The 20,237-nt window shown below is 44.2% G+C and carries 15 protein-coding genes; 6 read left to right on the forward strand and 9 right to left on the reverse strand.

Annotated elements, in window-relative coordinates:
• Positions 1-76: 76 nt before the first annotated feature.
• The gene (locus R8G66_34475; protein MDW3197523.1) at positions 77-1,669 is read left to right on the forward strand and encodes a S8 family peptidase; all 1,593 of its coding nucleotides are present in this window, start codon (positions 77-79) and stop codon (positions 1,667-1,669) included.
• 148 nt (positions 1,670-1,817) lie between these two features.
• Here R8G66_34475 and R8G66_34480 read toward each other — a convergent pair whose 3' ends face one another.
• Positions 1,818-2,000, reverse strand: a complete 183-nt coding sequence (locus tag R8G66_34480; protein MDW3197524.1) for a PspC domain-containing protein — start codon at positions 1,998-2,000, stop codon at positions 1,818-1,820.
• Between the two features lie 7 nt (positions 2,001-2,007).
• A complete protein-coding gene (locus R8G66_34485; GenBank protein ID MDW3197525.1) occupies positions 2,008-2,265 on the reverse strand; it encodes a hypothetical protein in 258 nt (85 codons plus the stop codon).
• 273 nt (positions 2,266-2,538) lie between these two features.
• Between R8G66_34485 and R8G66_34490 the strand changes: the two genes are divergently transcribed.
• Positions 2,539-3,318: a hypothetical protein gene (locus R8G66_34490; protein ID MDW3197526.1), complete on the forward strand. Its 780-nt coding sequence runs from the start codon at positions 2,539-2,541 to the stop codon at positions 3,316-3,318.
• A 231-nt stretch (positions 3,319-3,549) separates the two neighbouring features.
• Here the strand turns inward: R8G66_34490 and R8G66_34495 are convergent, their stop codons facing one another.
• The 4 genes from R8G66_34495 to R8G66_34510 all read right to left on the reverse strand — a co-directional run bounded on the left by R8G66_34495 (position 3,550) and on the right by R8G66_34510 (position 11,773).
• A complete protein-coding gene (locus R8G66_34495; GenBank protein ID MDW3197527.1) occupies positions 3,550-4,155 on the reverse strand; it encodes a phosphatase PAP2 family protein in 606 nt (201 codons plus the stop codon).
• On the reverse strand, positions 4,152-9,131 hold the full coding sequence (locus R8G66_34500) for a C25 family cysteine peptidase (protein ID MDW3197528.1): 4,980 nt from the start codon (positions 9,129-9,131) through the stop codon (positions 4,152-4,154). Before R8G66_34500 ends, R8G66_34495 begins: the two co-directional genes overlap by 4 nt.
• A complete protein-coding gene (locus tag R8G66_34505; GenBank protein ID MDW3197529.1) occupies positions 9,118-10,200 on the reverse strand; it encodes a hypothetical protein in 1,083 nt (360 codons plus the stop codon). Before R8G66_34505 ends, R8G66_34500 begins: the two co-directional genes overlap by 14 nt.
• Positions 10,201-10,270: 70 nt before the next feature.
• Complete coding sequence (locus tag R8G66_34510; GenBank protein ID MDW3197530.1) at positions 10,271-11,773, reverse strand: hypothetical protein; 1,503 nt, start codon at positions 11,771-11,773, stop codon at positions 10,271-10,273.
• A gap of 260 nt (positions 11,774-12,033) precedes the next feature.
• Here R8G66_34510 and R8G66_34515 point away from each other — a divergent pair, with 260 nt between their 5' ends.
• Together R8G66_34515 and R8G66_34520 are read left to right on the forward strand one after the other, a co-directional pair.
• Positions 12,034-12,381, forward strand: coding sequence for a PadR family transcriptional regulator (locus tag R8G66_34515; protein MDW3197531.1), 348 nt, complete (start codon positions 12,034-12,036; stop codon positions 12,379-12,381).
• Positions 12,378-14,909: a PspC domain-containing protein gene (locus R8G66_34520; protein ID MDW3197532.1), complete on the forward strand. Its 2,532-nt coding sequence runs from the start codon at positions 12,378-12,380 to the stop codon at positions 14,907-14,909. Before R8G66_34515 ends, R8G66_34520 begins: the two co-directional genes overlap by 4 nt.
• A gap of 201 nt (positions 14,910-15,110) precedes the next feature.
• On the opposite strand, the gene ettA is transcribed toward R8G66_34520, so the two are convergent.
• Positions 15,111-16,793 carry an energy-dependent translational throttle protein EttA gene (gene ettA / locus R8G66_34525; protein ID MDW3197533.1) on the reverse strand — a complete coding sequence of 561 codons (1,683 nt, stop codon included), beginning with the start codon at positions 16,791-16,793 and terminating at the stop codon, positions 15,111-15,113.
• Between the two features lie 54 nt (positions 16,794-16,847).
• On the opposite strand from ettA, the gene R8G66_34530 reads away from it, so the two are divergent.
• Together R8G66_34530 and R8G66_34535 are read left to right on the forward strand one after the other, a co-directional pair.
• Positions 16,848-18,059, forward strand: a complete 1,212-nt coding sequence (locus tag R8G66_34530; GenBank protein ID MDW3197534.1) for a DUF349 domain-containing protein — start codon at positions 16,848-16,850, stop codon at positions 18,057-18,059.
• A 137-nt stretch (positions 18,060-18,196) separates the two neighbouring features.
• The gene (locus R8G66_34535) at positions 18,197-18,418 is read left to right on the forward strand and encodes a DUF2795 domain-containing protein (GenBank protein MDW3197535.1); all 222 of its coding nucleotides are present in this window, start codon (positions 18,197-18,199) and stop codon (positions 18,416-18,418) included.
• A 6-nt stretch (positions 18,419-18,424) separates the two neighbouring features.
• On the opposite strand, the gene R8G66_34540 is transcribed toward R8G66_34535, so the two are convergent.
• Together R8G66_34540 and queA are read right to left on the reverse strand one after the other, a co-directional pair.
• Positions 18,425-19,099: a 2-C-methyl-D-erythritol 4-phosphate cytidylyltransferase gene (locus R8G66_34540; protein MDW3197536.1), complete on the reverse strand. Its 675-nt coding sequence runs from the start codon at positions 19,097-19,099 to the stop codon at positions 18,425-18,427.
• Positions 19,100-20,146 (reverse strand): tRNA preQ1(34) S-adenosylmethionine ribosyltransferase-isomerase QueA, encoded by a 1,047-nt coding sequence (gene queA / locus R8G66_34545; GenBank protein ID MDW3197537.1) that lies wholly within the window; start codon positions 20,144-20,146, stop codon positions 19,100-19,102.
• Between the last annotated feature and the right edge of the window lie 91 nt (positions 20,147-20,237).

Consider the following 20,237-nt stretch of genomic DNA (forward strand, 5'->3'; position numbering starts at 1 on the left):
CGTTGAGAACAGGTAATTGCCTTATTTTAGAAGGCTAGTTGCATTTAGAATAGTAGAAGAAGTGTTTTCAAAGAGATTGCAAATTTCCCTCCTGGGCTTGATCCTGGCCGTTTCCTCCTTTGGCCAAAATTCCGATTGGTACAATAAAGATCTAAAAGCAGATGGTGCACTTGGTGTGAGTGTAAATCGCGCTTATGAAACTTTTGGTGATAATGCTAGAAAAAAGGTCATTGTTGCGGTCATTGACTCAGGGATAGATATTGAGCATCCGGATCTCAAAGACAACATTTGGGTGAATGAAGATGAGATTCCTGGAAATGGCATAGACGATGATAACAATGGATACATCGATGATATCCACGGGTGGAATTTTCTTGGAGGACCCAATGGCGCCAATGTGATTGCTGAGACTTATGGAGAAGTGCGTCACTTCCGCGCTTTACGCGAAAAATTTGCTTCGAAGGACACCACGCAATTGACAGGTGCAGATGAGGAGGAATTTGCCAAGATGAAGAAGATGAAAGCTTCTATTCTAAAAAAATCAAATAAAGCCAAAGAGGAACTGGATGCCATTTCAGGATTTGATCAGACACTGACTCAGATCAAAATGATCCTGGGGCAGGCCATTGGCAAAGGCCCCTGGACCAAAGAAATGCTGGAATCGTTGGAAAGCGGAGAAGAACACGTGGTAAGTGCCCGAGATTTGATGATCAAATTATTGGATAATGGATTTGTGGATGAAGAATATCAGGAATATCGTGAGTACTTCTATACTCGACACCATTATCACTTCAATATCGATTATGATCCTAGAGATATTATCGGTGATGACCCTAAAGATCCTTACGAAAAGGGATATGGAAATAACGATGTTTTTGGAGGACATGCGGATCATGGCACTCATGTGGCGGGGATCATTGGTGCGGTACGTGACAATGGGATTGGTATCGATGGTGTTGCCAATGACGTTGCATTGATGGCCTTGCGGGCCGTGCCTGATGGTGATGAATACGATAAGGATGTAGCGAATGCCATTCTTTACGCGGTTGAGAATCGTGCTCAAGTGATCAATATGAGCTTCGGGAAAGGTTACTCACCTCATAAAGAAGCCGTAGATAAAGCGATCCAGTTTGCTGCTGAGAACGATGTACTGATTGTGCATGCGGCCGGAAATGCCAGTGTCAATATCGATGAAGCGACGCATTTTCCAATCCGTACTTATAATTCAGGAGAGAAGGCTGCCAACTGGATAGAAGTAGGTGCTTCGGATCAAATCCCTAATGATCTTTTGTTAGCAGATTTTAGCAATTACGGTAAAATGGAAGTAGAGGTATTTGCTCCTGGCGTAGATATTTATTCTACGGTTCCTGATGATCAATATGAAGTCAATAGTGGTACGAGCATGGCGGCACCTGTGGTTGCTGGCGTTGCAGCTACACTACGGGCTTACTTTCCAGAATTAACGGCTGTGCAGGTTAGAGCAATTATCATGGAGTCCGTGCAGCCGTATGGTAAATTGAAGGTACGTTACCCAGGACAAGACAAGCGAAGTAAGAAGACCAAATTCCGTAAGCTTTCAGGGACGGGAGGAATTGTCAGTCTATATCAGGCCATGAAACTGGCCAGTGAAAAGTCACAATCCCAAGAGTATATCGCTCGCAAGGATTAATGCTACATTAAAATTCCCAAAAGACATGTCTTGACGAGCAGGGCGAGAATCAATTTTATACCCTTTAGGGGAGGCGCGCTCCAGTAAAATGGAATTGATTCATTAGCTCGATAATTACTAATAGTGAAGAATTCTATGCTCCTTATGCCTACGATTGTGGCATGATGAACCACAGCACCAGGTAAACAAGCAGCCCTGAACCAAACCCGGCAACGGACAGCACCAAATAGGCAATTCGAACCAATGTAGGATCAAGGTCAAGGTATTCAGCAATACCACCACAAACACCCGCGATCACCTTTTCACGTGATCTGGTAAGTCTTCTGCTCATAAAAGAATTATTTTTTGATCTGAGATAACTTACTCAAAAATAATGAAGTAAGATCATCGGAAACCTTCTCGGTCAAGTTCCAGGAGATGGCAGGCTCGTTGGAGGCCCCCTTATCAGTGACTAATCTGTCAGGAGTATTGATGTCCTGTGGGTTCAGGGCGATCACACGAGAACCAAAGCTGAGCAAAAAAGCAACAACAATGCCCAGGATAATGAGCAGTGTTCTTCTCAGGTTTACGTTTATGTTAGGTTTCTCGGTGTTCATTCCGTATAGGGTACTGCAATCATCGTGCCAAAACACTGAAATATGCTTTTTTGGCCTGAAATCAATCAGTTTCTGAAGTGAAGATGAGATGTTTGTCCGTTTATCGAACAATAAATCAAGCTGAATTGTCCGATTTTCATACCCAGTTGTAGGAAAAACCAGGTTGTATCGGGGAATGAATACAGTCATATACGTGAAAATTGATGGAAGGTTTTTAACAAGGTGATGCAATGCCGATGAATCGTTACATTCGTGATCGCAAATCCCTGACCTATGAAGAATGTCTTCCGAATATTATTCCTATCGATTTTGGCAGCCTGCACGCAAGCAAAGCAGGAAGCTCCTGCTAATCCTCCCAAAACAGATCCCTATGCACATATCGCTGATGAAAAAATAAGAGCGATCTTAAAGGAGGCGATCGATGTTTCGGGGACCATTGATGTGTGGAGGGATTTAAAAGAGATCAGGTATCAAAAGCATTCTGTTTTATATCTAAGCGATGGTTCGGAAGAAAGCAATGTTATTCAACAGCATATCTATCGAATGTCTCCGGAATTTGAAGCGGATATTTCCTGGGAGAGGGATGGGGATCGACATTTCCTACAATACACGAGTCAGGCCACTAAGAAATTTGTGAACGATACCTTGCAGGAAGCCAATGAGGAAGCATTAAGCCAATCGGTTATGAGTGCTATCTATGTTTTGGGCATGCCTTTCAAATTACTTGACGAGGGGGTAAAGCTTACCTATGAAGGCACTACGAACTTTGAGGGGTTTCAGGCACATGCCATAGAAGCACGCTACAGCTCGGATGAAAATGAAAATCATTCTACCGATGATCTATGGTGGTACTACTTCGATGCAGAGAATACCAATTTTCTTGGAGCGATGGTGTATCATGCACCTACTTATGCCTTGATCAGAAATCTGGAGTTTGACCAGTCCACATCGATCAAATTCCACAAGCATCGGAAGAGTTACCGAACAGATAGCTCCAGAAACATTGAATACTTACGCGCGCAGTTTTGGTACGATAACTATGAGGTGAGGTGATCTTAACACTTGCAATTCTTTGAAGTTCTCTCAGAGAGTCCATTATTCTGAATATTTCATTCGTTAACCGTCAACGTCATTCCCGCGCAGGCGGGAATCTCATGCTTAGAAGTACTAAATGAATTTGAGATTCCTGGTCTAAGCCAGGAATGACGGATATTTTTTTATTTGTTGACGGTGATTTGATGTATCTAATTGACCTTTTGAGTGAGTAAAATCTTTTCCATTGTTTTAGGTTGATATGCTCTCATTCAACCTATGGAAGACATACCCTATCACTACTCCAAGAAACGAACCCACACACACATCAATGAGAAAATGCTGGGCCAGGTAAACTCTGGAAAAACCAGCCAAAGTAGCGAGCACTAGAAAGAGCATGGTCATTTTCGTATCCTTCAGGTAACCTGCCATGAAGGTGGCCAAGGCAAAAGCAGTTAATGTATGCCCTGATGGGAAGGAATTATACGCGTGTACTTTCACTCCTTCGACGAAATGCAGATTGATACCTTCAAATTCGGAAAAAAAAGTCTTGGGTCTTGGTTCCCCTCTGAAAATGACCCTTTTAAAAATGGCCGAAACCAGTGTTTGCGTCAGTCCCATGCCCAATACGACCAAGCCTGTTCTCCAATTACGAATCAATAGGAGTAAAGTCGCAATACCGAAAAAGATACCGTCTCCGAGGTAGGTAAGCCATTTAAATAGGACATCTGTGGCTGGGGTGTGTAGCCGATTGGCCCATAGAACCGTATCACCATGGTCTCCGAAAAAATAGATGATTGTACCCACGACCAACAACAGGCCGTAAATAAGAAAGAATGGATCTTTTTTAAAACTCATCTCAGAATGTAGAGCTTTCCATAGCCATCCTTGAAAGCCCGGTCTGCGATAGTGCTTCTCCTTTCGATGGCCTGACCATTCGCATTGGTGATCACTCGATAGAAATACACGCCATTAGCCAATAGATTGCCATACTCGTCACGACCATCCCAGGCATATTGTGTGATATTATTCCCTACACGGATGGGCCCAATCTCATCCTGCAAGATTTCCCGTACCACTCGGCCTGTCACGGTCATGATTTGTATCTTAATCTCATCAGGAACATCCAGGCCGGTCAACGTGAAAACAAATCGTGTACTGGTAGAAAAAGGATTCGGGTATGGATAAAAATGCGAGATCGAAGACTCGTTGATCACCTCGAATCGGATTTCATAAGCACCATTGACTTCCGAAGCCCGGTTTCCACTTTCGTCGGTGGCTCTTACACGCAGGGTATAACTACCATCTTCCAGAGGTCCAGGCTGGTAAAGCATTGAGAAATCCTCCTCTTCCGTTGCCGGAGTAAATGACAATTGCTCACTACCAAACAGGATTTGTTCAAACGTACCATCATCACCAGTTTTTAACTCTACCGAGATACCAGTGGTATCTGTCTTTATCAAACTAGCTTCTTGATCCTTCAATATGATATTGATTTGAGGATCAGGCGAGACAATGTCACCGTTGAGGATGTATACCCCATCGAAAGTAATGTCCAATATCGGGTTGAGTTCATCTGCAGCTACGTCCAGATAATTGGGAGTGCTGAAGAAATTATTGACGGAATACAGTTCCGTTCCATTAGGTCTTGCCTGGACCACCATATTGTAATTACCCACTCGTCCACGTGAATCTTCCTCCAGGTCATACCTGACACTATCGCCAGGTGCAGGAGCTAAAATATTTTCACTCAATGTGATCACAGAGCCATCCTCATTGTTGAGTAGGGTGGTGTTGATCTGGACAGAATCCTGAAAGGTTTGCTCCGAATAATTATAGAAATAAAATGAAGCCCTGAGTGTATCACCTTCCTGAATATTGACAGGTTCATCGTTGGGAAACAGCAACATGCCATCCGGGGGGACATCATATTGTACGTGCATGTAGTTGAGTTGTGCCGGTGTGAAGTCAATTTCGTCAGACAATCTGAATTGTGCTCTTAAAAAAGGATAAGTTGATGCATCAATGGTTGACAAGTCAATTTGTCGATCGACTACTCCACCGATCAAAGTAACTTCTTCTCCTGAAGTATTGAGGCCCACAATGTCGAGATTGACAAGGTCGCTGGGTTCAGTTGATACATCGATCGTGGCATTGGACCAGCTCGTGGCAGGTCCGATGTATGCTGAAGTAAGTGAGCCTGCATCGAACGTTCCTCTGGAAACGGTATCGAGCTGAATGATCTGCTCAGTGATCGGACGTGAGGTATTATCTGTGATAGTAGCAATGGCGCTTCCGGCGGATGCGCCTTTTGTTCCCAGAAAAATTGTTGCCTGTCCAGCAACCAATCCTTCAATTGTCGCACTACTGATCCCTACTTCTTCCAGCTTAGTCCTAAGCTGATTGTCCCAGGCGGTATAATCCACTGTACCTTTGTTGAACAGCAGGATTTGATCCCCTGTTTGCATGGCATCGACTAGTTGCTCCAGCCACCGGTTACTTCCCAGGATCTCTGTTGCATCCAGACTGTAGACCCTTTCCGGGATATTCCCACATAAAAGGCCGCTACCAGTCAAAGGGGTGTATGGGTTAGCAGTTCTTCGGTCAAATATCACCACATTGATGGCGTTGTTTGCACAAACGCTGGGGCCAAAACTGGTGGTCAGTAAGTCGACATTACCCACAAAAAGCGTTTCACTTCCAGCGGGCACTTCGGTGGTGTTTCCCCCGAAAGTAGATACTTCCAATTCCTCGTATGTATTGTCAAACTCCCACAGATTGTTCGCCTGATCATAACTGATTTGATTGTTTTCTATTTCCAATAATTGATCTGGATCAAACAGTCCCCAGCCATCAGTATTTGCCTGATTAATGACCGTAAAGCTACTGGTGGTCCATAAGGTATCTTGATCTCGTGTTCGGTCAGCATATCGCGTGCGCCAAAATACAGTTGACGAATCCGGCACGTTTGAAAGATCCGGGCGATGGGAGAGTAATCCTTCGCCATTGATTACTGCTCTGCTAAGAAAAGAACTGTTGAAAGTGTTCACTGAGTCAATTTCCAGCTCATAATCCCGACCTGGCTCCAAAACATTTACGGGTTGCCAGGTCAATGTTGCTGCCGTAGATTCAATGACTGCATTGTTGATCGGGGATAATGCCAATGTTGAGCCGGAGGAAACAAAGACTTCCACCGTAGCCTGATTATTGAATTTGTCTAATTCCTCAATCAGCTGATTGGGATCCAGCGTAATGGAGAACAAATGATTGCCTTCTACCCGCTCACCCAATTCATTTCGTACATAGAAGCTTAATGTGTCTTGAAATGCTACAGCAGGAAAAGACCTTAAGGATTGTTTCTCCGTCCCATCCGGCAAAGTTTGAGACAAGCGAATGGATAAAGGGTCCGTTTGTGTTCTGCCAAAATTTTCCACCACAACATCGATTCGAAAAGAATCCTGCGAGGCCAGGATCAAGTCCCCTACGATGGCATGCGCTTCAATTTTATTCGCGGAAATATTAAAATCGGGAGATTCCGGGGCAAACAATTTGAGAGCCGGATCCCCTTGAAGGACCATTGCAAATACTTGAGACAAGGCATCGTTGGTGGAAGAATTATCCAAATATCTGATGGATACTTCCTGAATGATCTCTCCGATAGATGTACCAAATGTATTTGGGTCTTCATAGGCCACTTCATACAGGAGGTCCGAATAGTTGAACAGGTTTCTTGCAAAAGCCAGGTCTGTGTGTGCGACAAAGGACATGGCACCCAGGTTTTCTGTCAGCACCCAGGGCTCACCAAAAGACTCTTGCCGACCATAGATTTCACCGGCATTGCAACCATTAACCAAAAACAAGCCGGGATACCGTCCCTGGTTCTCGAAAGTGTTGACTTCTCCTACTTCAATGTCTGTGACAAAACTTCCCGAATGACCAAAGAAGGTGATCATGCCCACTCCTCGATCTACCTGCTCATTGATATTGACGAATTCCACGTTTTCAGTGGTTCCTTTACTGATGTTTTGAGCAGAGCCACCCAATAAACCATTAGCTGCTGTTCTGGCAAACTGCCGGACGTAGCCCGCGAAAATAGAAAGCTCTCTCTCGTTTTGTCCCCCACTTAATTGTAGGATGCGTTTACGCCAAAGCTCATTGTAGGGCACAGCTTCATGCTCGATCACCTTGTTTAAGTAGCCACGAACCTCACCAGGATTGGTAGCAGTGATTCTACCAACAGACATCACAGGATCGATGCTGCCTCCTTGTTCGAATCCACTGACATATAGCAGGTCACTGCCGGGGTGGCCGAAACCTGGAATCAAATTTACCGATCCATCTGAAGGTACGGATTCCCTGTCCCTGTAAAACGCGCTGTTGATGGTCAGTCCTTTTCCGATCAGGAATAAATGATCAAGATTGCCTTGCTCAAATCCCATTTGTACCATGTTTCTGATGGCAAGTGGTGAAGGATAACCAAAACTGAATTGGTCATAAACATCCTGAATATTCGTGATTTCAACATTAAACCCTCCACCAGTAGCACTTGCTCTGTAAGCCGCATAAGCTTCGACGGGATCTACACCGTCAATGGGGTTTCTAAGGTTAGGGTGGCTAACGATCAGGTAATTGGCCTCACTGAGATCAATCTCAGAAAAGCGATAGGATTGGATTGAAGGAACTGCTTTTGTGTCACGAACGGAAAGTATAGTCCTCGTAGCAGCAGTGCCATTTACGACAACTTCTGCACGGCTTGGACTCTGATTCGTTCGGAAATTCAACCGAATAGGAGCATTAGCATCCGTGATATCAAAAAAACGGAGGTCATCAGGATTGCTGTGGTTTACCCGAAGAAAGGAACGTCCGAGCCCATTGATGGGTAATTCGAATGCTTTGATCGTATCCAATTCCTGTACTTCATAGGCTTGAGCGTAATCCACTTTCAATGCAGCGAACGAAACCTGGTCGGCTGAATTTTGAGTCCCTACTACTGATGCCCTGACCAGAAAAGACCCATCCGAACTGATATCGGTCCATTGCAGGTCATCGACGAATGTGAAGGAAGTTTGCCCGGTAAAATTTACCGTTGCCAGTGTTCGCAAGGAGGTTTCATCCGGGCCGACCAGTACATCGATGCCATGTTCCTGGTTGTTACCACCGATCATCACGATTTCCAGGCTTGGGTCCGGGCCTGATGTGACGATATCACTTAATGAAAAAGAAAAGTCCTGACTCGAATTTCTAGCAACCAGATTGCCACTCCAGCCTTCTCCGAAATCATATTGCGGAATATTCAAGCTTTCTACTGTATACTGTCTTCCGGTAGCATATCGGTTGGTTTGAAGTAACAAAGATTCGGCCGTGTGAAAAGTCTCAGGAATAAGGCCGGAATTATCATTGTCAGTGGAGAATCCCATGCGCAGACCATCAGGACCGGCATTAGCGTAAGTCAGGAAGTAGGTGGTAGCTTCTGAGAACAGCGCATAATAATCATGAGGTTGCGCATCGGGAGAGATATAAATGGGTTGATCCAGTTGGCCGTCGTTACGTTCTCCGTAGAATTCAAAGCTCACCAGTCTTCCATTTTGGCTGGTGACGTCCATGGCGATTTCCTCTCCATTTTTGAACAACCGCAATCGATCTGCAGCGACTTGATCGGTAAGGAAACCCGCAGCTTCCAGTTCCGAAGCTGTGACCCGGTACCATCCGTCGTTGACGACCGTCAATTTGAAGTAATCCTGATCGTACAAGATCCATTCATTGCCGTATTGCCCAACAGCGGAAATGCTGAGGCAAAGACAACTTACCAGAGTCAAAAAGCTATTTCTCAACATTGAAATCAATATTTACAGAAAAGACATGAGAGAATAACGCATCAGATTGATCGCCTACATCCGTCAGGGCGTAATCGATCTGGATTTGGCGAATCACAAATCCAAGACCCAGATTAGGCTGTGCATTCCAATACTGTGAACGATCAAAATCGGTCAGCTGCTGAATGTTATTGACGCCAAACCTCAGGAATACTTTTTCCTTGTAACCAAGTTCCAGCCCTCCGTGCGGATCAATGGAGATGGTATTGGATCGAAGAACTGTATTTCTTTTTCCATCGAAAGTCACATCCAGGTCCAATGCTGCCATTAGATGAAAGGCGTTGAAAAAGGAGAATTTTCTTGAGACGCCCAAGATCGCCCGGGGCAAAGTGATTTCTATAGAATTGGTCGGGATCGTATTGCCAGTAAGGTTGTATACATCTCTGATTTCGTCAGGATTGTGTGACCAGGCATTGAAAGTACTGAAGATGTCCTTGCCAAACAGGCCCAAGTTCCATCCGGCAATCTCTTTTTGTACTCCCACGTCAATGCCAAATCCCCAACTTTGGGCAAATGGACCAGCAATCCGGTGAATGATTTTTGCATTGCCTCCAACATTGAGGCCTCCAAATACAGGAATTTTACGGGCGTAGCTTAACAAGAAACCATAGTCCGTCGCAGCAAAAAAGCGTACCCGGTCATAATCGATGGTGCCATTGGCATCAAATAGGAATCGCGTATCAGGGATGTCATCGACTGCAAAGCGAATGATAGAGAGGGCGATCTTACTTTCGTCTTTCAAGGAGGCGGCTATTGTGCCATAATCATAATTTGCTAACCCGTTGAAATAATCTGAGCGCATCAGACTCAACTCAAAATCAGATTCGAGGTGATTCAATCCGGCAGGATTCCAAAAGGCTGCCGTGGCATCATTTACATGGGAGACCATGGCCCTTCCCAGTCCGAATGCCCGAGCCCCCACACCAATATTCATGAATTCATTGCTGAAAGTAGGTGTATTGGTATCATCCTGGGCCAAACTAATTAGGCCAGAAAGGATCAATAAGCAAAAAAGAGTTGTTCTTTTCATACGTTTCTTAAGACAAGGCAAAGTAAATGTCCCTTTATCAGGAAACTTATTTCAAGGCAGATTCTTGTGGTTAATCTTTGTTTTCAATGACAAAAAAGACAAAAGCGTCATTTCGCCGACGTTCCGTGAGTCTGGTATCACCTGATATCGCGCTCACAAGTGTTTGATTATAGATGGCCACATCTTTAGGATCAATAGAAATCAGCAAATAATCAACCTTGAACCTTTGCATCTTATCGACAAGATAGCTCATGGAAAACCCCTCAATTCCATTTTTTGGATTAATGGCCATAGATACTCGACCAGTGTAGTGGTGTAATACCCACGGCTTATGAAAAGCGATAGATTGTGCCGGATCCGTATGTCGTCGAATAAAGTCAAAAGCTTCGATGGCTGCCGGACTTTGAGGGCCTGGGACGGTTGATTTTGCCTGTTGGATAGCAGCCATACTTTCATTGGCTTGTCCAATCAAAAAGATGATGGGTAAGCATAAGCTGAATACTAGCCAACGGGGATGCTCTTCCTTGATGAATTTGCTCAATAACCATTTCATTCCTGATCCCAGATAACCCAGGATAATGGGTAAGACAGGAACCAGGAAACGCATGCCGGATTGCCAGAAATAAGTAAGGATAAGTGCGAGATACAATAGGAAAAATGTGTCATATAATTTCCAACTACGGAGACGAGATAAGAATCCTAACAGAACCAGGGCCAAAAAGGCTTTTTCATATAGAGTATGATTGACCTGGACGAGGTATTGACGAAAGAACAGATGGATCAGGTCGTAATAGTAAAAGAAGTTTTCCTGGACTTTGAGCCACATTTGGGCAGGAGTAAAGACTGAATCATACCAGGACAGGTTTTCAAAAGACAGTTGACCAAAAACAATCCACTTGATCAAAAGATCAACGACCTGAGAGACAATAACAATTAACAATACTCGGAAGACCTTTTGCCAATGGAAACTTTTCAGTAAGTCAATACCTTCATGGATGAATAAAGCAGCCATAAAGACCCATCCGACATTTCGAAAAGAGATCATCAGACCAACCACCATTCCCAGTAAAAGGATTGATTTCTTGCTTGATTGGTCAACAATACTGAATCCAATGAAAAGCAAGATTAGAAAAGGAAATGTTGGCAGGATTTCCATCCGCTGCACAACTACCAGGGGGTGAAGTACAAAAATCAGGACCATTGCCAGACTTAGCCAGGGTGAAAGCCCTTCTTTCTTGAAGAATTGGAATAGGCCAATGCTAGCGATAATTAAACAAAGGCTAATGAAAATAGTGTATGGTGCGATGCTGTCCTGAAAAACGGGGTAGAGGGCAGCCAGTAATAAGGAGAAACCTGCTCCTCTGGAAAGTGGTGTAAAGTTTTCATGATCCAGAATTTCCTGCTGCTGGGTTTTGGTTCCATTGATCAAATCAGAAGCATTGTTCATGTATTGAGCAAAATCACCACCCCAGTCATGCGTGTGATTGATACTTGTGAGTAGCACAGACCCGAGAAAAATGATCAGGAAAGATTCAACGTGATAGCGGTACAATATGGATTTGAAGGATGCCAATGACCAGAGCTAATTGAAAGGGTATGTGGTGAAGATACGAGCAAAAGTAGGTGGATTGCTAGAATTCCGGGAGTGAAGTTGCTTGTTTTATGAAGTCATCAAATGCGCTATATATATAATTTATCTTAGAATTGATATAACAATAATAATAAAATCACCTATTCGGTAATGTTTTTTGCTATGTACTTGGCCATGCATAGTACCTTTCCGTATAGAGTTATAAGGTCAAAGAATTCATCAACAAGAAAAGCCATGAGCTAATGAACATAGAAAACACACAAGTACAGATGCGGAAAGGCATCCTTGAGTTTTGTATACTTCACATCATTTCAAGGGGTGAAGTTTACGCTTCAGATATGCTGGAAGAACTCACTACTGCCAGGATCATGGTAGTGGAAGGAACGCTATATCCGTTGCTAACCCGTTTGCGAAAGGCAGGGTTAGTCGATTACAAATGGGTGGAATCCACGTCTGGGCCACCCCGTAAATATTACACGCTGACAGAAAATGGCAGCGAATTTCTAAGCGGACTCAATCAAACGTGGGAGGAGCTGGTCACTTCTACCCAGTCTATCATCTCAGTCAATCACAACTCGGAACAAAAATGAAAAAGAACATAAGTATAAATATTGGTGGGATCATTTTCCATATCGAGGAAGATGGCTTTGATAAGCTTCGTGCTTACCTCGATTCCGTCAATCAGTACTTCTCCACCTTCGAGGATAGTAAAGAAATCATCGATGATATCGAGAATAGAATTGCAGAGATATTCCTGAGCAAACTTTCAGATGGAAAACAGGTCATTTCCAATGAAGACGTAGTAGACCTTATGGCTACTATGGGTACAACCCAGGATTTTGATGCGACGATTGAAACTGAATCCGAGGGTCAAACTCAAAATGAAGCTGGTCAACAACAAGAACAAACGACGCAAGACGAATCTTATCAAAGGGGAACGGCATCCGATGCTGGTTCCAGAAAACTCTATAGAGATGAGCGTCGGAAAGTACTCGGAGGCGTTTGTGCAGGTATTGCACATTACTTTGGGATAGATCCGATTTGGGTACGTCTGATATTTATCGCCACGTTCGCTGGCGTATTTCTAGGAGGACTTTTCGGAGCGGTATTTATCGTTTATCTGATCCTTTGGATCGTCGTGCCTGGTAATAGCATGTTGGAAGATGATGATCAGAACGTAAAGAAGTTGTTCCGCGATGGCGCTAGTCGAGCGCTCGGTGGCGTCTGTAGTGGTTTGGCATCCTATTTCGGTACCGATACCACGGTCATTCGATTGCTTTTTGTGTTGTCGATCTTCCTGGGTGGAGCCGGGATCATTGTCTACATCATCCTCTGGATCATAACACCGGAAGCAAGAACCATCACTGAAAAAATGCAGATGGAAGGTGAACCGGTCACGTTGAGCAACATTGAGGAAAATGTGAAGAAAAACCTCAATGAGCAAGAAGGAGAAGAAAGTGCTCTGGCGAAAGTCTTACTGTTCCCATTCCGGGTGATTGCTACAGTTATAAAAGCGATTTCTACCGCCCTGGGGCCTGTTGCGCTGGCATTGGTTGAAATTGTACGTATTTTCTTCGGACTGATCATTACCATCGTAGGGTTTTCAATCATGATCTCGTTGATTGTTGCTTTGATGGTGGTGCTTGGATGGGACGCGGGATATTGGACAGATTATGTCTATTTCGGTCAATTCCCTACAGATGTATTTATTCGCACGGTAAGTGTTTGGTCAGTAGTTTCTGCTTTTTTGATTGCCTTCATTCCTTCGCTAAGTATAACGCTGCTTGGGTTGTATGTACTCTTAAAGAAAAGTGTCGTCAAAGCATACGTCATCTGGGCCTTGTTCGGATTCTGGATCTTAGGCTTGATCGGGTCTGCGTTTTTCATCCCAAGCCTGGTGCGGGATTTCAGAACGGATACGACAGTCCGTGATCAACAGACCTACGCGATGACTGGTGGTACGCCGACATTGAAACTCAATTACATTGATTTAGGGAGTTACGAAGCAGTAGATCTGCGTCTGCGAGGACACTCAGACAGTACCTACCGATTGGAAACCAGAACCACAGCAAGAGGTTCGAATAGAAATGCGGCTCGTGAAAATGCCGAATCTGTGAATTACGTAGTGGAGAAGAAGGGAGATGACTTCCTGTTCGATTCCAACATCACCTTCAAAGGCGATTCGCCGTTCCGATTCCAGGAAGTAGATGCTACCTTCTATATCCCGGAAGGCAAGGTGTTTCGCATGGACAGAGACCTATCTGAGATATTGCGAAATACACTTTATCTGAATGGTTACAGTACCTATCAGATGGAAGACAATGACTGGGTGTTCAATTCCGGCGGATTGGAATGTTTGACATGCACATCAAGCAGAGGAAGCCGCCGAAGTTCTTCCAGAAGTAGTGTCACTGAGGATCTGGAGGAAGAGGAGAGAGAATTTAGTAGTTCGGGGGTTGATCGATCTTGGCGCCGTATCCGTGGGGAAGAAGTGTCTTTTCAATACGAAGATTTCGAGGCAGTAAAAGTCTCTTCCCATTTCAAAGTATTCATCGTCGAAGGCGATGAATACGAAGTTCGTTTGCGTGGCGACGAAGATGATTTGGATGACGTAAGTATTCGCAATCGCAATAATACACTGGAGGTCAAGCGCCGAAACCGAGATTGGGGTTGGTGGGAAAAAGGAGACTGGCCTTATGAAATTGGCGTTTACATCGTCATGCCAAAATTGGAATCGTTGAATCTTTCTGGTGCTTGTGAAGGAGAGATCAGAGGGTTTGAAGATTTTGATATGGAGCTTTCATTGAATGGAGCCTCCGAGCTAGATGCCCGCATACGTCCAGATTATTTGGAAATAGAAATGAATGGAGCTTCTAAACTCGAACTCGATGGTAGTGCTGAAAAAATTGAAGCCAATATCACCGGTGCTTCGAAATTGGACGCCCTGGATTTCAGAGCTGAAACAGGAGAGTTAGACCTGAATGGTGCCTCAAAAGCACAAGTTCATGTCACCGATGAATTGTGGGTAGATGCGAATGGCATCAGCACCGTATCCTATAAAGGAGATCCTAAATTATATGCTGACAAAAACGGATTAAGCACCGTGAAGCGATACTAAGATTTTAATAACCGATACACTACTCCCGGGCCGTCTTCGTTTCTGATTCTCTTTGAAAGGCGGCCCCTTTTTGTTTGCCGGCGGTGTGTCCCCACAACCGCTATTTTGCTTTATGTGGATAGATTGTGAGGGCACTATCGAAGGCGTAGTGCAGGTGAAACCACTTGCACGGGTATCTAGCGCGCTGAGCGTGTCGAAGCGCTACTTCATCAACTTCTTGTACTTGATCCTTTTTGGTCCGGAATCACCCAGTCGCTTTTTGCGGTTCTCTTCATAATCTGAGAAATTCCCTTCAAACCAATAGACCTGAGATTCTCCTTCATAAGCAAGAATATGCGTCGCTACGCGATCGAGGAACCACCGGTCGTGGGAAATGATCACCGCACACCCGCCAAAACTTTCCAGGGCTTCTTCTAGCGCTCTTAGGGTATTCACATCCAGGTCGTTGGTCGGCTCATCAAGCAGGATCAGGTTCGCCCCTTGTTTCAGGGTCATCGCCAGGTGAACGCGGTTTCTTTCACCTCCTGAAAGATCACCGACTTTCTTTTGCTGGTCATTGCCACTGAAATTGAATCGACTCACATATGCACGAGCATTCATTTCTTTTCCGCCCAGATCAATGATCTCATTGCCCTCAGAAATGGTCTCAAAGACAGTCTTATTGGCATCCAGTTGATCATGTTCCTGATCCACGTAAGCCATTTTAACGGTGCTACCTACTTCAAAATTTCCCACATCTGCCTGTTCTTTTCCTGTGATCAGGTTGAACAACGTGGATTTACCCGCTCCATTTGGACCGATGATCCCAACAATGCCACCTTGAGGTAAGCTGAAGCTCAAGTCATCAAATAATAATTTTTCTCCGTATGATTTTGATACACCCTGCACGTCAATCACCTTGGCACCCAATCTTGGTCCAGGAGGAATGTATAGTTCCAGCTTGGATTCTTTTTCTCGGCCCTCTTCACCCAACAATTTCTCGTAGGCGCTCAGTCTTGCCTTGGCTTTGGCTTGTCGACCTTTTGGAGTCATACGGACCCATTCCAACTCGCGTTCCAGTGTCTTTTGACGTTTGGATTCACTTTTCTCTTCTTGGGCCAGTCTTTTTTGTTTTTGGTCCAGCCAGCTTGAATAATTGCCTTTCCACGGAATGCCCTCACCCCGATCAAGCTCCAGAATCCATCCGGCTACATTGTCGAGGAAATAACGGTCGTGTGTTACAGCAATGACGGTGCCAGCGTATTGTTGAAGGTGTTGCTCCAGCCAAAGCACCGATTCCGCATCCAGGTGGTTGGTGGGCTCATCCAATAGCAATACATCAGGCGCCTGGATTAACAAACGACAAAGCGCAACCCTTCTTTTTTCACCGCCAGACAAATTTTTAATGATCGCATCCTCAGGAGGTGTACGGAGAGCATCCATGGCCCTTTCCAGTTGATTGTCCAACTCCCAAGCATTTAGTTGGTCCAGTTTTTCCTGAACCGTTCCTTGCCTGTTGATGAGTTTGTCCATCTTATCAGGATCTTCCAAAACCTCAGGATCGGCAAATGAGGCGTTGATCTGATCATATTCGGCAAGAAGGTCGGCAATTTCTTTTGCACCTTCCCGGATGACTTCAATTACCGTTTTTTCTGGGTCTAACAGGGGTTCTTGTTCCAAAAAACCAACAGAATAGCCCGGCGAGAAAACAACTTCCCCCTGAATATCGTTATCCAAACCGGCGATAATTTTTAATAATGAAGATTTTCCGGCTCCATTTAGTCCAAGTACACCTATTTTAGCACCATAGAAGAATGACAGGTGAATGTTTTTCAATACTTGTTTCTTTGGGGGGTAGATTTTGGACACCCCAGCCATGGAAAAAATTATCTTTTCGTCGGACATATTGTTAAATTGTTCATCTTTAGAGTCTAATATCTAAACCGCTAGTAAGTACTCATGAATACCCCAGAGGTTCCGTTCGGTTCCATCGAAGACAACAAAATTATTCTAAATCCATGGAATGAGCACCCCAGTCGTGTGATTGGTGAAGTGCGAGAAGAAGGTGCGGAAGTTGCAATCGAATATTTTGTTAATCGATTCAGTGAACTTGAAGGCAAGATCACCGAATTGGAAGAAACCATAGAAAGCACAGATAACAAAGGGAGTTATCTGCAAAAAGTGCTCCATTTAAAAGATAGTTTAACCAAACACGATGCACTCGGAGATTATGCTGCTCTTCAAGAGCGTCTGGTCAAGTGGGAGGTTTTCCTTTCAGATATCATCGCTAAAAACCGTGTCAGAAATACGGAGATTAAGCATGGGCTGATCGATGAATTGCGAGAAGCTGTTAAGATCATCAATTGGAGAGAATCTACAGAAGCCATTCAGGACGTCAAAGGACGGTGGATCAAGGTAGGAAATGCAGTTGCAGAAGAACAGCAAACCCTTGATGATACATTTTGGGGGGAGGTTCAGCAATATTTTGATCGCAAGCGCGCCTTTCAGGAAGATAAGAAACGTCTGGAAGCACAATATGAAGATGAGTATAGAAAGATATTAAGGGAATCCAGATACGTGTCTGACCTTGAAGGAAAGGCACGATTTGAGAAGATCAAGGATTTGAAAGACCGATGGAGAGAAAATGGAAACATTCCATCGTTTAAATACAAAAACCTGTTGTCCAAATTTCAATTCAATTTGAAGCAGACACAACGACCTTCTTTCAATCCAATGCAGGACCTGGAGAACATTGAGAAGGAGCTCATTGAGATCCAGCAAGGCGCCAGACAGTTTGATCGTATCAGAGGAGAGGAAATGCGCAAGCAGCTCTTTTCGATCAAGCCAAGAGACCCTAAAGCAGATCAGAAGAAGCGCGATTGCATGAATCTGCTGCAAATGCTTACGGAAATGGATTTTGTACAGAGTCAGTGCCGAAAGCGCGTCAAGGATTATGATGAACTGGATGTGTTGGAGCAGAATGCCCATCAGGTGAAGTTACTGAAGGAATTGATCAGGCGTGATGAGGAAGATTTGGATAATTATGAAAATAATGCCGGAAACTTCTCAAGCCGGGATGGACGCGCTGACCACATGTTGGACAGAAAGATGGCACAACAGCGTAACAAAATAAAGATAAAGCAACGTTTAATTGCGATATTAGGAGGATAGAGGTTCGTTGTATTGAAAACCACTATTCAAATAAATTAAAAAAGCGCTGATAACTATTTTGTGATTGATTGTTATTCTCGTTCATAAATGTACTTTTGCGCCATTATTGAAAATGACCTTTTTAAACGTTTAGTGATATGTACTGGACACTAGAATTAGCATCCTATTTGGAAGACGCCCCTTGGCCTGCTGCAAAGGACGAATTGATAGACTTTTCTATCAGATCGGGTGCTCCTCTGGAGGTTGTAGAAAACCTGCAGGAGCTAGAGGATGACGGACAGCCTTACGAGAATATCGAGGAGATCTGGCCTGACTACCCCACCAAAGAGGATTTCTTTTTTAACGAGGACGAATATTAACAGAGATTAACTGGCGAATTCATCGAAATATGTTTTCGCCAATTCCAAATCCTCAGGAGTTGTGATCTTGATGTTTTTATAACTTCCTTCTACCAAAACAACCTGTTGCCCAATATTTTCTACAACACTGGCATCATCGGTAAAGTCATCCTGAAAAGGCTGTTTGTACGCTTGCTTCAATAATTCTGTCTTAAAAACCTGAGGGGTTTGTACCATTCGGTAACTTTCTCTGGGCACGGCTTTGGATTGATCCCCGTCGAGCATTCTGATGGATTCTTTGAGCTTCACTACGGCAATAGCTGCACCATTTTGATCCGCACTCTGAAACGTATTTTCAATGATCTCAGGGTCGATCAATGGTCGTACAGCGTCGTGGACAGCTACAAGTCCCTTTTCGTGAATGGCATCCAGTCCGTTTTTTACGGAATGAAATCGTTCTTTACCGCCGTTAACTAATTGAATAGGGATATTGAAGGAATGCTCCTTAGTAACCTGCTTCCAGTACGCCTGATGAGATTCAGGTAAGACAAGAATGATCTTGATTGTAGGATCGTGGAGGTGAAAAGCTTCGAGCGTTCTGATCAGAATTGGTTTGCCACATAAGTCAAGAAACTGTTTGGGTAACTTGCTACCCATGCGAAGGCCTTTTCCCCCGGCGACAACAATGACGTATCGGGTCACTTACAAGATTAGCATGGCGTCACCATAGGTGAAGAACCTGTAGTTCTCCTTAATGGCAGTCTCGTATGCTTCTCTGACCAATTCATATCCACCAAAAGCACTTGCCATCATTAGCAAGGTTGATTCAGGAAGATGGAAGTTGGTAACGAGTGCATTACAGATCTTGAATTCGTAAGGAGGGAAGATGAACTTGTCGGTCCAGCCACTATTGCCTTTCAGACGTCCACCTGCGGAAACTGAGGATTCCAGAGAACGCATAACAGTCGTACCTACGGCACAAACTCTTTTCTTTTCATCCAAAGATCTGTTCACACGCTCTGCAGTAGAATCCGGAACCAGGAAGTTCTCAGAATCCATTTTGTGCTTAGTGAGGTCTTCTACGTCGACAGGACGGAAAGTTCCTAGTCCAACATGTAGCGTGATGGGATTGATATCTACGCCGACAATCTCCAGTCTCTTCATGATCTGCTTCGTGAAGTGAAGACCTGCCGTTGGAGCGGCTACCGCACCTAATTTCTGAGCGTAGATGGTCTGGAATCTTTCACGATCCTCAGGCTCAGCGCTTCTTTTGATCTCTTTGGGAAGAGGAGTCTCACCCAAACGATCGATGGTCGCGTAAAATTCGTCTTCCGTTCCATCGAACAGGAATCGAATGGTTCGGCCTCTGGAAGTAGTGTTGTCAATGACTTCCGCCACCAACTCACCATCACCGAAATATAATTTATTACCGACACGAATCTTTCTCGCCGGATCCACCAAAACGTCCCATAGGTTCATGTCCTTGTTCAGTTCCCTCAAAAGGAAAACTTCAATTTTGGCTCCGGTCTTTTCTTTGTTTCCATACAACCTCGCAGGAAAGACCTTCGTATCATTAAGGACCATCATGTCACCATCTTCGAAATAGTCAACAATGTCCTTGAAGGTTTTATGCTCAAATTTGCCACTTTCGCGGTGGACAACCATCAAACGAGATTCGTCTCTGTTTTCGGTTGGATATAGCGCAATATGACTTGAAGGAAGTTCAAACTTGAATTCAGAAAGCTTCATAGTTTGTTATTTCGAAAGTAAAATGACGGGTACTGAAATAAATTAAGTCCGCAAAGTTAGCAAATAGTTTCGTTTTGAGGACATAATATTG

The organism is Cytophagales bacterium (assembly GCA_033344775.1).
Lineage (GTDB): Bacteria > Bacteroidota > Bacteroidia > Cytophagales > Cyclobacteriaceae > JAWPMT01.